Below are 14,290 nucleotides of genomic sequence, written 5' to 3' on the forward strand. Positions count from 1 at the left end.
GAGATGTGGGGCCAGGTTCAGGCTGGCCCCACACCAGCAATCGTAGGTGGTCACAGGAGCCGAGCTACTCAGACAACCAACCCGTCACCCACCAACACGGGCGACCGGCCCGCCATACACGCCAACCCCTTGGAATAACTCATCTAGGCGGACCTGCGGTCAAGCTCCTCCAGCGTTTCGTCGCGGGCCGGTACCTTGCGGCATTGCCGACGTCTGCCTGACCACAGAAGCCGGGGCGATCTCGCCTGGGATTCAAGAGTTTCCGGCCCGACGCGCCGAACGAAGTTCAGCGGTGCCGTGATGATGACACTGGATACTGATGGAACGGCTCGACACCGATGGGTTCTCGATCCGTCCGACGGGATGGCCGCCGGGGCTACTTGGCCCAGCAGCCTCGCTGCGGTCACGGCTGGGGCACCGCACACCGGGATGCCGAGACGGCACCGGAGCGCCCGGTGTCGACGACAGCGGCCAGAAAAGCAGGTCGCGCGACATAGCCCGACGCGATAACGCCCGACCTACAGCAGGTCGGTCAGTGCCTTCGCTTCGGCACGCAGGCTCGCGGCTCGGTCGGTCTGCTCGAGGGCGTGGTATTGCGCCGCGACCGACAGACGTTCGGCGATCTCGGCGCGGACGATCTGCTCGATGTCCTGTTCGGTCAGTTCACGTCGGGCGACCTCGGCGACGCCGAGTCCGGTCGCACTGTTCTCCAGCGCGCCCGCGCGATGCTCTGCGACGTCCACGGCCTCGGCATTGTCGACCGCGCCCAGTGCCGAGCGCAGCGCCGTAACAGCCACGCGGTCACGGGATTTCATTGCGGTGGACAACGCGGCGCGCATCCGCTCGCGCAGTGTGGGTCGGTCGGTCGAAGCCTCGGTGGACATGAGCACCACCGTAGGCAACGGCGCGTAACGGGTCGAGCGGATTTTCGCGATGGCACTACCCAGGTTGCCCGGCCCAGGTTGCCCGGCCGACGTGCCGTGATCCGGCTCGGCGATATCCGTCCCGGCACCGATCGCGATGGCTGGGCGCGCAAAGGTCTGACAGGCGATGACCGGCCCTGCACGGTCAGTCACCGACGTCGAGCAGGACGAGATTCGGCCCACCGACGACCGGCCTGGCTGTCACGGCGTGACGATGGCGAAATCGGGATCCGGCGCGTCGAAGATACCGACCAATTCGACCAGCTTGGTGACATCCCCCTCGATGGCAATGTCCCCCGCCGCGGCCGCGACACCGAAATCCTCTCCGGCCAAAAGGACTCGGATCAACGTGTCCTTGGTGAGCGTGAACGCGGCATCGGGTTTCGGAAGCCGCATTCTCTCGGCGACATCGAAGTGGGTCAGGCGTCCGTTGCGCAGCTCGAGCCGGTGTGTGCGGTCCTCGTCGGCGAGTATCCAGTCCGCCACCACCCGCTGGTCCCACGCCTTGGGACCGTCGACGCGCAACGCCATGGCGTCGAAGATCTGCTCGACGGTCAGCGCTGCGAGCATGGTCGGCGAGTCGCTCTTCGTCGGTGTGCCGAACAAGCCGTAGCGCAGCTCGTAGGCGCCGCTGAGGTAGAAATTGCGCCAGGTCGCGTTCTCGGCGCCGTAGCCGAGCTGCTCGAAAGTGCTGGCCTGCAATGCTTTCGCGGCATCATTGCCGGGTTCGGCGAAAATCAGGTAGTTGAGCACCTGCGCGACCCACCGGTAGTCCCCTGCGTCATAGGAGGTCTGCGCCTTGCGTAGCACCTCGTCCGCGCCGCCCATGAATTCCACGTGCCGTAGCGCGGATTCGACCGGCGGATGCTCCCACAGGTGCGCGGGATTTCCGTCGAACCAGCCCATGTAGCGCTGATAGACCGCCTTGACGTTGTGACTGACCGAGCCGTAGTACCCGCGCGCGTGCCAGGTGTCCGCGATCGCCGGTGGGAGCGTGAGCATTTCGGCGATCTCGGCGCCGACGTAGCCTTGGTTCAACAGCCGCAGCGTCTGATCGTTCAGGTACCCATATAGATCCCGTTGCAGCGCAAGGAATTCCACCAAGCGTGCGGTATCCCAGGTAGGCCAGTGGTGGGAGGCGAACACCACGTCGGATTCGCGAGCGAACAGGTTGATCGCCTCGGTCAAGTACTTCGCCCACACGTGCGGGTCGCGTACCAGCGCGCCGCGCAGCGTAAGCAGGTTGTGCAGGGTGTGGGTCGCGTTTTCCGCCATGCAGAGCGCGCGGTGGTCGGGGAAGTAGAAGTTCATCTCCGCAGGCGCTTCGGTACCGGGGGTGAGCTGAAAGACCATCCGTATACCGTCGATGGTCTCTTCCTGACCTGTCGTGGTGATGTCGACGGTCGGGGCGATCAGCGTGACCGTCCCGACCGACGTGGTCGGACCGAGTCCCGCGCCCACCGCGCCGAGCGGACCGCGCGGCAGCACCGCGCCGTACATGTAGCCGGCCCGTCGCGACATCGCGGTGCCCGCGTAGATGTTCTCGGCCACCGCGTGCTCGAGGAATCCGGCGGGCGCCAGCACCGGGCATCGGCCTGCCGTGACATCGTCGGTGGTGGTCACCCCGACCGCGCCACCGAAATGGTCGACGTGTGAATGGGTGTAGATGAGGCCGGTCACCGGACGGTCGCCGCGGTGCGCGCGGTAGAGCGCCAGACCCGCCGCCGCTGTCTCGGCGGAAATCAGCGGATCGATCACGACGACACCGGTTTCCCCCTCGATCAGCGTCATGTTGGACAGGTCCAGGCCACGGATCTGGTAGATCCCCTCGGTGACTTGAAACAGTCCCTGCCGGATTGCCAGCCCGGACTGCCGCCAGAGGCTCGGATGGACCGACGCCGGACAGGGTTCGTGCAGGAAAGCGTAGGAGTCGTTGTCCCACACGACGGTTCCGTCCTCGGAAGTCACCACGCCGGGCTCCAGGGCGGCGATGAACCCACGCTCGGCATCGGCCAGATCGTCGTCATCGGTGAACGGCAGCGCGGCGGCCGCACGCTGCTGCGCCGCGACGATGAACTCACTCGGCTCGCTTGCTGTGCTCATTGTCGTCCTCCTGTCGTGTCGACCAAAACCTTGCCGTGCCCGTCAGGGCAGTGGATCCGTGAAACCGATCGCGGCAGCCACGACCGCGATGGTGACCACCGCCGCAGTTGTCACTGCAACGATCCCGCCACCGTGGCTGTAGCGGCCCTCGCGCAGGCTGCGGTTGCGCAGGTAGGACACCCCCGCCAGCATCGCGCTCGCGATCGCAGCGCCGACGGGCGCGATCGCGGCCGGCCGCCAACCGCTGCTGACGGCGTGGTTGAGGAACAGCGCGCCGACCACCATCACCGCCACCGCGGTCCGCCGCCACGCCAGCGCGGTGCGTTCGGCGGACAGACCTGGGCTGTTCATCGCAGCAGCACCGCCAGACACGCCAGCAACGACACGATCGCGATACCCGCTGACAAGATCGGCACCAGAACCGTGTCCGGCAGGGGACTGCCACGGCGCATGGCCGCGCCGACCCGGCGCCAGTGCGCGTACGCGCCTATCGTGACGACCACTGCGAGCACCAGACAGCTCAACGCGATCGCACGCCGGAATCCGGCCATCCGGAAGGGCTGCACCAGAGTGTGCACCGCGACGCCACCGGCGAGCAGACCCAGCGAGGTCCGCATCCAGGCCAGGAAGGTGCGCTCGTTCGCGAGCGTGAAGCGATAGTCGAGTTCCTCTTCGCCCTCTTCCGATTCGGCCTCGGGATTCGGGAGCGTCACGCCGCCCCGGCTCGGGTCGCGGGGTGCTGAGTGCGCGCACGGACTCGGCGACGACGCATGGTCACGGGATTGCGCGGCTCGCACCGGATGGTGCAGCAGATCGAGTGCCGCGCCAGGCCACGGCACTGGTGCACGGCGCGGAGCCGGTCATCGAAGATCACGGGCACCTCTCCATCGCCGAGCTTGTTCCCGCTGGGCAAACGATCCGCTACGCCAGCCTAACCGGAGCAATGGGGGTCGTCCACGGCCCTCGCGCGACCGTGACCTGGTGGTGATGCGATGTCGAGCGCGGCGTTCAGACCACGGTCGCGTCCTCGAATGTCATTGCCAGCCGCGAGACGGCCGAGGCCGTCACCGCACGCCGCGGCAAGCCGATCGCGCGCAATTCCTCCGCGATGACGTGATCGCCGAGAGTGAGATCCGCACCGCCGAAGCGCGCTCGCAGGCCGGAGGGCTGCATCTGCCATCGGGTGCATCGGGTCACGCCGTCGATGTGTGAATAAGCGTCGAACGAGGACGCGGTGTTGCGCCTGCTCGGGGTCGGGAATCCGGGCCGAACGGTCAGGTCCGCGATGAGCTGCCCGTTCTGGTGCAGTGTTCCGCTGCGGGTTCCTTCGCCGTGGTCGACAACGAAGTCGGCGAGTTCCTTGGGGAATCCCCAAATGCCCCGGCCTGCGGCGAGAGTGAACTCGCCGTCGACCGGGAGCCGATGGATGAGCACACCTGCCTTCCTGTTCGCCAATGCCGCGAGGTCACCGAGTGCGGTGCCGTCGCCCGCCGTGTGGTGGCGGACCATGAACGAGACGCCGAACTCGTTGTAAGGGCCGAGGTCGCCGTCGACGTAGTCGACGAACACCAGCGTGCACATCGCCCGTCCGCCCGGCAGCCGCAGGAGGCGCAGGCCGGAGTAGTCGATGAGCTGTTGTGCCGCCGCGGCGGGCACCGAATAGGTGGCCATGAACGCGTGGGCGAGCCGGATACGCACCGGCATCCGCACTTCCCGGCCCAGGACGGTGTGCATGCTCACGTAGACGCCTTTCTGAGCACCGCGGTACTGGGGCGCCGAGTTGCCACGCGGAGCTGAGTCCGCCGAATAAAATCCATAGAACACGTATCAGATTATCTGTGCAATACCGTTCTCCGCTGGCTGATCAAATGTAGAGAACTCGTTACAGTTCATCCGCGTGATCAGCACTGCCCGACAACCCCTTCGCAGCACCCACCCCTGGACACAAAGGTTGCGGCGACCACCTATCCGAATCCCTGCGTGTTTCGCAGACGCGCCTCGAGACCGTCCATGACGCAGAGCAGGCCGAAATCGAAGGCCATGGCCCGGCCTACTTCGGGGTCGATCGGCGCCGTCACCCGATAGTCCTCGAGCATCTCGGGATAGTCACCCGCCAGCCCTTCCATGACCCGGATCATGCTGTCGCTGTCGATGCCGGAGCCGCCGTACGCCTTCTCCCATGCGGTCTCTGGAATCACCTGGCCGAGCACGAACGACATCACCGTTCCACTCGCGAGGTAGATGTCCACGCCCCGAAAACCCGCACGCACGAATGCCCGGCGCAGCCGGTCGCTGAGCCGCAATGAGTTCGGCCCGACGCTGGGCAGCTGCCCGACCAGCGACGCCATCCACGGGTGCGCCCGGATCGTCGCGCGGAGGCTGTAGGCGAAGGTGGTCAGCAGCTCCCGCCAGGACGCCTGCTCCGGCTCCGGCGTCTGCACCATGCCCCAGAACTCGTCGAGCACCAGTTCCAGCAGCTCGTCCTTGTTCGCGACGTACCAGTACAGGCTGGTCGCGCCCGCGCGGAGCTTCGCGCCGAGCTTGCGCATGCTCAGCGATTCCAGACCCTCGGCGTCGAGGATCTCGACCGCTGCGGCGATGATCTGCTCGCGGCGCAGCCCGGAGGCCTTGGGCTGACGAGGTTCCCTGGTCCATACCGAGGCGAACTGCTTGGTCACACTCCGATCATATATTCGCTCGCACACCGTTCGAGTTTCTCGTACGCTGTGCGAGTGGAATCGAACGTTGTACGAGACCCTCGCCGCTGGTGGATTCTAGGGGTCCTCTGTCTGTCTTTGCTGGTGCTGATGATCGACGGCACCGTGCTCAATCTCGCGATCCCCTCGCTGATTCGAGAGCTGGACGCCACTCCGTCGGACATCCAGTGGATTCTGGACGCCTACGTGTTGGTCTTCGCCGGGCTCCTGCTCACCGCGGGCAGCCTGTCCGACCGCTTCGGCAGGCGGCGGATGCTGATCACGGGCCTGGCCGTATTCGGTGTGGCATCCCTGGCCGCCGTGCTGGCGACCGAACCGTGGCAGATCGTCGCCGCCCGCGCCGCGATGGGTGTCGGCGGGTCGCTGCTGATGCCCTCGACCCTGTCGATCCTGATGACCACCTTCGCCGAGGACGAGCGGCGTACGGCGATGGCCGCGTGGTCCACCGTCTCGATAGTCGGCATCGTCGCCGGGCCCACGCTGGGTGGCTTTCTGCTACAGCACTACTGGTGGGGTTCGGTGTTTCTGCTCAACATCCCGGTCGCGGCGCTAGCCATCATCGCGGCCTCGGTGCTGATGCCGGAGACCACCGGAGAACAGCGACCAGTAGACCTCGTCGGAGCCGGACTGTCCATCGTGGCGCTCGGCTCGACGGTCTACGTGATCATCGAGCGCGAATGGAACATCGGCATGATCGTGGTGGCGGCCGCGGCGGCGATCGCCTTCATCGGGTGGGAGCGCCGGTCACAGCATCCGATGCTGCCGCTGGCGGTGTTCCGCAGCCGAGACTTCACCGGCACCTGCTTCACCCTGCTGTTGATGGTATTCGGCATGGGCGCGATCATGCTGATGCTCACCCAGTACCTTCAGTTCGTGCTCGGCTACGGCCCGATGAAGGCGGGTTTGGCGCTGCTGCCGTACGCCGTGGCCGCAGCCGTCTGCAATGGACTCGGCGCGACACTCGGCAAGGCGCTCAGCAACAAGACGCTCATCGTTTCCGGACTGCTCGTCATGAGCGCGGCCTTCGCCATCCTCGCCATGGGCAGCGGGTACCTGTGGGTGTTGATCAGCATGCTGGTCATGGGTGTAGGCGGCGGTCTGGCTGGTCCGGCCGCGTACGCCGCGATCATGAGCGCCATCCCGCTCGAACACGCCGGCGTCGGCTCGGCGATGAACGACACACTGCAACAAGTCGGCATGGCGATCAGCATCGCGATCCTCGGCAGTGTGCTCGCCGGTGTGTTCACCTCCAACATGCCCGGGGACGCCCCCGACGCGGCGCGCGAATCCATCGGCGCCGCCTTCCAACTCGGATATGTCGAACCAGCCAAGGACGCCTTCACCGCCGCCATGTCCACCGGTGCGTGGATCAGCGCGGGCTTCAGCGTCGCCGCGGCACTGCTCGGTGCGGCACTGCTGCGCACCCGTCGGCCTTCGTCGACCGAAAAACCGGTAACTACCGCGATCGTGAACGGGTGAATCGAGGCGGCGGCGGATCACGGTGAACGGATACGCGTGACGATCCGACCACGAACCGCCGCTGCCCTCGACGGAACCGGCACCACTCGAGGTCTGAGCAATTCCGCGCGGTGGCGTCGGAGCAGGCTTCCACCCCATCCAGCTGCCCGGCGAGGGGAGTCGCCCGACACCGCTGCGCTGGGCTGCGAATCGACCTCGCCGCACTCCAGACGGAGTCCCTACCGCTCGTGATCGGCAATGACGCCGCTTTGGAGGGCGCGTTCGACCAAAAACATGCGTTTCTGGTTCGGCGGCAAGGTTTCGACCTGGAATATTTGGAACAATGCACGCATATGCGTCTTGACGGTGGAAACGCTCAGGCACAGATCGTGGGCAATCTGGCAGTTCGACGCGGGGTAGGAGTAGGGAGTGCGCGCGTCGTACGGGCGACACAGTGCCTCGAGAATCGAATACTGCGCGTCGGTCAGTGAATTTCGGGTGGGGAGGGGGGCCTGGCTAGTCGTTATTTCATCTTCGGATGGGTGGTCGTCCCGGAAAATGAACACCGATTGCCCGACGCGGATCGTATCGCCGGAGCGGAGTTTACGCCGCCCGCCGATGCGTTCGCCGTTGACGAAGGTCCCATTCTTCGACAGCCCGTCGTCGATAATGACCCAGCAGCCGCACACCCGCTCGACGATGGCGTGCAGACGCGACGCCGTCGCGTCGGCGGTCACGATTATGTCGGCGGCGCCCGACCGCCCGATGGTCACACTGGGCACGTCGCGATCGAGTGGAATCTCACGCCACGTTCCATGGCCGGTCTGCTGGGCCAGCGTGGAACCAGCGGCTGACTGCTGCCACGCGGGCTGGCCTGCCAGGGAGTACAGTCCGCGATGCAGGGTCTGTGATCCTATTGACGTAGCCATCGCTTTTCTCTCCACATCGGAGTACGTCGTGAATTGCGGGAACTGATTCGCATCTCTCAGGGTGCGCCTTCCCGGCGCTGATCACATGCGAAATCGACTACTTCGGCGCGCGAGCGGGTCTGCTCGTCCCCGCGGCACTGCTGCGGACCCGGCAGTCGAAGTCGACCGGACAACCGGAAAACAACGCGATCGTAAACGGGCAAATGAGCCGACCGCCACGATGGACGGATGAGCGTGACCATCCGACCACGAACCACCGCCGGCCTCGACGGCTGCGCCACGGCCTTGCGGAAGGTACACGAGGTCGACGGGTACCCGGCACAGTGGCCAGCGGACCCGGTGGGCTGGTTGTCTCCGTCGAAGCTCATCGCGGCGCTCGTCGCCGAGCAGGACGGAGCGGTAGTCGGGCACGTCGGAATCGGCGGTAGCGGGGAAATGCCGCCAGCCGTGCGGGACATGGCGGGCGCAGGGGAAATCGCCTCGGTCATTCGTCTCTATGTCGTACCGGACGCTCGCCGCGCGGGAGTCGGCTCACGTCTGCTCTCGGCGGGCGTGCGCAGGGCCGAAATGCGCGGGCTGCGCTCACGGTGGAATCCGACGGTGCGGCGGCGATCGCTTTGTACGAACGATACGGGTGGCGGCGAGTGCACAGTGGGCCGAGCGGGTGGCGCACCGCCGATGGACGAGAAGCCTGGGTGCATTACTACGTCAGCATGTGAATGTCCAGTTCGGTAGCGGCATTTTCTGACCGAGCACCTATTCGACCGGGACCATCTCGCTGTCTCCGTAAAACCCCATGCGAGCTGGTACTGCCACATCAGGCGCGTGGGTGAGCTCGGTCGTGCACCTTCTTGAGGCGCTCGATGGAGACGTGGGTGTAGAGCTGGGTGGTGGCCATGCTGGCGTGGCCGAGGAGTTCCTGGACTACGCGGAGGTCGGCACCACCCTCGAGCAGGTGGGTGGCGGCGGTGTGCCGCAGGCCGTGCGGGCCCATGTCGGGGGCGCCGGGAATGGCCGAGAGCACCTCGTGCACAACGCTTCTGGCCTGACGCTGATCGAGGCGCCTGCCGCGACGGCCGAGCAAGAGCGCGCGGCCCGACTCTGCGGTGACGAAGGCGGGACGCCCATGCTGAAGCCAGTTTCCGACAGCCTCGTCGGCAGGTAGGCCGAACGGCGCCGATCGCTCTTTGTTGCCTTTGCCGAGCACGCGGACCACGTGTCGCTCGCGGTCGACGTCATCGATATCCAGCCCGCACAGCTCGCTGACCCGGATGCCGGTGGCGTACAGCAGTTCGACGATCAGCCGATCCCGCAGTGCCATCGGATCACGTTGGGCAGCACCGGATTCTGCGGCGTCCATGGCGCCGATGGCCTGCTGGCGACCGAGCACGGCGGGAAGAACGCGGTGGGCTTTCGGCGAACCCAGTCGCAGGCCGGGATCGACGGACAATCGCCCGGTCCGGGTGAGCCAGGCGGTAAAGGTGCGCGCCGAGGATGCCCGCCGCGCCATCGTCGTCCGCGCCGCATTCGCCGCAGCCAGCTGCGCCAACCACGATCGCAGCAGCAGCAAATCGAGCTCGCGAATCGCCGAATCCGCTGACCGCGTATACAAGTGGCCCAGCAGCGACCGCGCATCCCCTAGATACGCCCGCACCGTATGCTCCGAGCGATTCTGCCCGAGTCGCAGATGTCTGCCGTACTCCACAACGAGGGCTTCCAAATCGTCGGGCAGTTGCTCCATCTTTCCACCGTCCCGACGACCGCCCGGCTTGGCAAGCCACCGCGCCGAATTGCGAGTCATCTTCGGTGCCCTGCTCGGCGCCAACCTCTTTCGTCGGCGGTGACCAGGCCGGCCAATTCGAGGGCGGGCAGGGCTGCACGGACTGCCGGAAGGGGCAACCCGCAATGCTGGGCCAGCTCGAGCGGCACCCGAGAGCCGACCTTGGGGAGTGCGGCGAAGACCAGGGCTTCGTCGCCGGTGAGACCGTCCTCCGGGCTATCGGTCGGCCCCGCAGCGCCGGCGAGGGATAGTCGGAGCGGACCCGCCTCGTCGACGACCTCCTCCGCGCGGGTGACCAGGAGGGCTTCGCCGTCGCGGATCATGCGGTGACAGCCCACGGAGGCGACGGAAGTGACCGGGCCGGGCACCGCCAAAGCCGGGCGGCTCAGGCGGCGCGCCCATTTGACGGTGTTGCGGGCGCCGCTGCGCAGGCCCGCCTCGACAACCAGCACGCCGTCGGCGAGGGCGGCGATCAGGCGGTTCCGAGCCAGGAATTGATGCTTGTGCGCGGTGACACCGGGCGGATACTCGCTGACCACCAGGCCGGATTCCGCGATATCAGCCAGAAGCCGGTCGTGCTGGGCGGGGTAGGGACGGTCGATACCGCACGCCAGCACCGCAATCGTCGAGCCATCGACCGCGAGCGCCGCCCGATGTGCCATGCTGTCGATTCCGAAGGCCGCCCCCGACACGATGGTCCACCCCTGTGCGGCGAGATCGCCCGCGATTTCCCCCGCGACCCGGTTGCCGTAGCCGGTGCTGCACCGCGCGCCGACGACCGCCAGAGCGCGTTCGCTCGACTCCAACAGTGAGCGTGGGCCACGCGCCCACAGCACGAGCGGCACGGCCCCGTCACGATCCCGGCCCGGTTCGAGCTGCCCGAGACCGAGCATGCGCCACGCCGGCCACTCCGGGTCGTCCGGCGTGACCACTCGTCCACCGATACGCTCGATCGACTCCAGATCCCGCGCGGCGACATCGATCTCACGCCGCTGCGCCGTCGGCCCGCGCAGCGACTCGGGCAACGAACACTCCCGCACCGCGCGTGCCGCCTCGACCACCCCGGCCGACTCGATCAACGCAGACAGCGGCGCAGACGGCCCCTGCACCACCCGCGACAGATACACCCACGCCAACCTCCGGGCATCCGCTTCGCCAGAGGCCGGGCGGGAAGGGCTTCCTGACCTTTGAACCCATCCGGCCGTCGTGTCGCCCGCACTGTCCTTCCCCGCCAACGGCGCCGCACTCATTGCGCACCCCGCTGTCGGAAGTTCAATGCCGCCAGCACATCCTGCACCGACGGACGCTCACCGCCACGCAGGTCACAGATGGTCCATGCGACACGGATCGCGCGGTCGGCGCCGCGAGCGGACATCCGACCGAGACGCAAGGCGCCCTCGACGGGAACGAGCGATTCCCGCGGCAGCCGGAACCGTTGACGAAGGATATGGCCCGGGACTTCGGCGTTCGTGAGCCACCCGCAATCGCGCCAGCGCTCGGCGGCGGCGCGGCGGGCGACCGCTACCCGGCCGCGGACCATCTCGCTGCTCTCGGCCTCGTCGGTGCTGAACGCGGCGCCGGACTGCCCGTGCATCTGCACCCAGATGTCGATCCGGTCCATCAGCGGGCCGGACAGCTTGCCGAGGTAGCGGCGGCGGGCGAGCGGCGCGCAGATGCAGTCGACCTCGCGGGCAGGGGCGCACGGGCACGGATTCGCGGCGAGGACGAGCTGGAATCGGGCCGGGTACCGTGCCACGCCGTCGCGCCGAGCGATCCGCACTTCCCCTTCCTCCAACGGCGTTCGCATGGCCTCGAGCACCTTCGCGCCGATCTCTGCGCATTCATCGAGGAACAGCACACCTCGGTGGGCTCGGCTCACCGCGCCGGGCCGGGCGGTCCCCGAGCCGCCGCCGATCATCGCGGTCACCGACGTCGAGTGGTGCGGAGCGACGAACGGTGGCGCCGTGACCAGCGGGTGCTCGCCGGAGAGCGCGCCAGCCATCGAATGGATCGCGGTCACCTCCAGCGCCTCGGTCTCCGTGAGCGGCGGCAGCAGGCCGGGGAGACGTTGTGCCAACATGGTTTTCCCGATTCCGGGTGGGCCGGTCAGCAACAGGTGGTGCCCGCCCGCCGCGGCCACCTCCAGCGCCCAGCGCGCTTCGTCCTGCCCCACCACCTCGCTGAGGTCGCCACCCCGGCGAACGGTGTCGGGCGGGGCGCCGTTCGGTTCGGCGAGCATCGCTTCGCCGCGCAGCCAGGCCACCACAGCGCGCAGACTGCTCGCCCCGAAGACCTCGATGCCGGCGACCAGCCCGGCCTCGGCCATGGCCGGTTCCGGGACCACGGCGGCCGACCAGCCCGCCCGCCGCGCGGCGATCACGGCGGGAAGAATGCCGCGCACCCGCCGCACCCGTCCGTCCAGCGCGAGTTCCCCGAGCAGCACTGTCTTCGCGAGCCGCTCGGCGGGGACGGCGCCGGACGCGTCGAGCACCGCGACCGCGAGGGCCAAGTCGTACACGCTGCCCAGCTTCGGCAAGGTGGCCGGAGACAGCGCGAGGATCACCCTGCCGTCCGGCCACTTCTCTCCCGAGTTCGCCACCGCGGACCGCACCCGGTCGCGGGATTCTTGCAATGCGGTGTCCGGCAGACCGACCAGGTGTACGGACGGCAGACCCTGCCCGATGTCGGCCTCGATCTCGACCAGCAGACCGTCGACGCCGGTGACCGCGACCGAATGCGCCCGACCGAGCGCCATTCAGAACACCGCCTCTAGGTGGTCGATCACCGGCTGGTGCCCGCGCGCCACCAGCACGGACACCACGTCGAACCGGATGCGCCGCCAGGGACCGTCCTGCTCGGCCAGCCACAGCAAGGCGAGCCGTCGGATGCGCTGTCGCTTGGTGAAGGTGACCGACTCCGCCGGGGTACCGAAGCCGAGGCCGGAACGGGTCTTGACCTCCACGAACGCCGTCACGTCCCGGTCGCGTGCGATCAGGTCCAGCTCGCCGTACCGGCACCGCCAGTTCCTGGCGACGATCTCCATCCCCGCGGCGCGGAGAAACTCCGCCGCCAGCTCTTCCCCGTGCGCGCCGAGCGCCTGTTTGTCTGTCACCCGGCCAGACTGCTCCGGGAAGAAATCAGGTCAGGGTGGCCGACCTTGGAAAAGACAAAACCTGTTGATAACCGCCCGCCTGTGCGGAACTACCGGTGGTCACTCCGGCAGCCGCAGGTCCGGTTTCTCCAGCTCCTCGATGTTGACGTCCTTGAAGGTGATCACCCGGACGTGCTTGACGAAACGGGCCGGGCGATACATGTCCCACACCCACGCGTCGCTCATCCGCACCTCGAAATACACCTCGCCGTCCGCGTTCTGTGGCCGCAGCTCCACGGAATTGGCCAGGTAGAAGCGGCGCTCGGTCTCCACCACGTACGAAAACTGACCGACGATGTCCTTGTACTCGCGATACAGCGAGAGTTCCATCTCGGTTTCGTACTTCTCGAGGTCCTCGGCACTCATCGGGTGGGACGTCCTCCTTCTCGCCGCACTGCGTCGTGTGTTGACATCATCGCGCATGGGCGGCGTCGGTAGCCACTCGGCTGCCGGTACGCCCGTTCCGGAACCCCTCGGACAGCACCTCGTCGAGGCCACCCGCGAGCACCGCATCGGCGTCGTCGGCGGCCGCCGCGACCGGCCGCAACCCCGCTGCCTCGCGTACGTTGCGCCAGGACCGGCGATGTTCGCTGCACGGTCCCAGGCGGTTCAGCGCGGCGATGTGCTCGGGCGTGTTGTACCCCTTGTGCAGCGCGAACCCATAGCCGGGCAACCGCTCGTCGAGCTCGACCATCATACGGTCCCTGGCGACCTTCGCCAGGATGCTGGCCGCCGCGATACAGGCCGCGGTCGCGTCGCCCCCGATCACCGGCAGCGAGGGTACCGGGAGGCCGGGCACCCGGAACCCGTCGGTGAGCACGTAGCCCGGCGGCCTGCCGAGTCCGGCGACGGCGCGGCGCATGCCCTCGATATTGGCGACGTGGATGCCGATCGAGTCGATCTCCCAGGCCGGGACGACAACGACCTTGTAGGCCAGCGCCAGCCGGGTGATCACCGGGTACAACTCCTCGCGAGCGGCCTCGGTGAGCTTCTTGGAGTCGTCGAGCCCGGCCAGCTTGTCATAAGCCTTCGGGGCGAGCAGGCACGCGGCCACCACCAGCGGTCCCGCGCAGGGGCCACGGCCCGCCTCGTCCACCCCTGCGACGGGCCCGAGACCGCTGCGAATCAACGCCGCCTCGAGCGTGCGCAAGCCGCCTGCCCTGCGCATCACCACGCGCGGCGGCCACCCGTTACCTATCGGCACTCGAACTTGCCCCACCGTCCAATTA

15 protein-coding genes are annotated in these 14,290 nt (G+C 67.5%); 2 read left to right on the forward strand and 13 right to left on the reverse strand.

Annotated features, from left to right (window positions below; all coding sequences use genetic code 11):
- Positions 1 to 518: 518 nt before the first annotated feature.
- The 6 genes from AB4Z47_RS23735 to AB4Z47_RS23760 form a co-directional block, all read right to left on the reverse strand.
- On the reverse strand, positions 519 to 1,076 hold the full coding sequence (locus AB4Z47_RS23735; protein WP_441953651.1) for a hypothetical protein: 558 nt from the start codon (positions 1,074 to 1,076) through the stop codon (positions 519 to 521).
- 48 nt (positions 1,077 to 1,124) lie between these two features.
- Complete coding sequence (locus AB4Z47_RS23740; RefSeq protein ID WP_441953653.1) at positions 1,125 to 3,026, reverse strand: alkyl/aryl-sulfatase; 1,902 nt, start codon at positions 3,024 to 3,026, stop codon at positions 1,125 to 1,127.
- A gap of 42 nt (positions 3,027 to 3,068) precedes the next feature.
- A complete protein-coding gene (locus AB4Z47_RS23745) occupies positions 3,069 to 3,377 on the reverse strand; it encodes a DUF202 domain-containing protein (RefSeq protein WP_441953655.1) in 309 nt (102 codons plus the stop codon).
- Positions 3,374 to 3,739 (reverse strand): YidH family protein, encoded by a 366-nt coding sequence (locus tag AB4Z47_RS23750; RefSeq protein WP_441953657.1) that lies wholly within the window; start codon positions 3,737 to 3,739, stop codon positions 3,374 to 3,376. The genes AB4Z47_RS23745 and AB4Z47_RS23750 overlap by 4 nt, the downstream gene beginning before the upstream one ends.
- Before the next feature lie 295 nt (positions 3,740 to 4,034).
- Positions 4,035 to 4,766, reverse strand: coding sequence for an acetoacetate decarboxylase family protein (locus tag AB4Z47_RS23755; RefSeq protein WP_441953659.1), 732 nt, complete (start codon positions 4,764 to 4,766; stop codon positions 4,035 to 4,037).
- Positions 4,767 to 4,990: 224 nt separating this feature from the next.
- A complete protein-coding gene (locus AB4Z47_RS23760) occupies positions 4,991 to 5,704 on the reverse strand; it encodes a TetR/AcrR family transcriptional regulator (RefSeq protein WP_441953661.1) in 714 nt (237 codons plus the stop codon).
- A gap of 54 nt (positions 5,705 to 5,758) precedes the next feature.
- Between AB4Z47_RS23760 and AB4Z47_RS23765 the strand changes: the two genes are divergently transcribed.
- Positions 5,759 to 7,222, forward strand: a complete 1,464-nt coding sequence (locus tag AB4Z47_RS23765) for an MFS transporter (RefSeq protein WP_441953663.1) — start codon at positions 5,759 to 5,761, stop codon at positions 7,220 to 7,222.
- 218 nt (positions 7,223 to 7,440) lie between these two features.
- Here AB4Z47_RS23765 and AB4Z47_RS23770 read toward each other — a convergent pair whose 3' ends face one another.
- On the reverse strand, positions 7,441 to 7,974 hold the full coding sequence (locus AB4Z47_RS23770; RefSeq protein WP_441953665.1) for an FHA domain-containing protein: 534 nt from the start codon (positions 7,972 to 7,974) through the stop codon (positions 7,441 to 7,443).
- A gap of 384 nt (positions 7,975 to 8,358) precedes the next feature.
- Between AB4Z47_RS23770 and AB4Z47_RS23775 the strand changes: the two genes are divergently transcribed.
- Complete coding sequence (locus tag AB4Z47_RS23775; RefSeq protein ID WP_441953667.1) at positions 8,359 to 8,865, forward strand: GNAT family N-acetyltransferase; 507 nt, start codon at positions 8,359 to 8,361, stop codon at positions 8,863 to 8,865.
- 82 nt (positions 8,866 to 8,947) lie between these two features.
- On the opposite strand, the gene AB4Z47_RS23780 is transcribed toward AB4Z47_RS23775, so the two are convergent.
- The 6 genes from AB4Z47_RS23780 to AB4Z47_RS23805 all read right to left on the reverse strand — a co-directional run bounded on the left by AB4Z47_RS23780 (position 8,948) and on the right by AB4Z47_RS23805 (position 14,280).
- Positions 8,948 to 9,871 carry a tyrosine recombinase XerC gene (locus AB4Z47_RS23780; RefSeq protein ID WP_441953741.1) on the reverse strand — a complete coding sequence of 308 codons (924 nt, stop codon included), beginning with the start codon at positions 9,869 to 9,871 and terminating at the stop codon, positions 8,948 to 8,950.
- A 56-nt stretch (positions 9,872 to 9,927) separates the two neighbouring features.
- Positions 9,928 to 11,037 carry a DNA-processing protein DprA gene (dprA, locus tag AB4Z47_RS23785; RefSeq protein ID WP_441953669.1) on the reverse strand — a complete coding sequence of 370 codons (1,110 nt, stop codon included), beginning with the start codon at positions 11,035 to 11,037 and terminating at the stop codon, positions 9,928 to 9,930.
- A 119-nt stretch (positions 11,038 to 11,156) separates the two neighbouring features.
- On the reverse strand, positions 11,157 to 12,665 hold the full coding sequence (locus tag AB4Z47_RS23790; protein WP_441953671.1) for a YifB family Mg chelatase-like AAA ATPase: 1,509 nt from the start codon (positions 12,663 to 12,665) through the stop codon (positions 11,157 to 11,159).
- Entirely contained in the window at positions 12,666 to 13,022 is a 357-nt protein-coding gene (locus AB4Z47_RS23795; RefSeq protein WP_441953673.1) for a YraN family protein, read from the reverse strand. It abuts the gene before it with no gap.
- 99 nt (positions 13,023 to 13,121) lie between these two features.
- Positions 13,122 to 13,427, reverse strand: coding sequence for a DUF2469 domain-containing protein (locus tag AB4Z47_RS23800; protein WP_011210678.1), 306 nt, complete (start codon positions 13,425 to 13,427; stop codon positions 13,122 to 13,124).
- A 46-nt stretch (positions 13,428 to 13,473) separates the two neighbouring features.
- Positions 13,474 to 14,280, reverse strand: coding sequence for a ribonuclease HII (locus AB4Z47_RS23805; RefSeq protein ID WP_441953675.1), 807 nt, complete (start codon positions 14,278 to 14,280; stop codon positions 13,474 to 13,476).
- Positions 14,281 to 14,290: the final 10 nt, after the last annotated feature.

The sequence above is a fragment of the Nocardia sp. 2TAF39 genome, from assembly GCF_052114905.1.
Taxonomy (GTDB): Bacteria; Actinomycetota; Actinomycetes; order Mycobacteriales; family Mycobacteriaceae; genus Nocardia.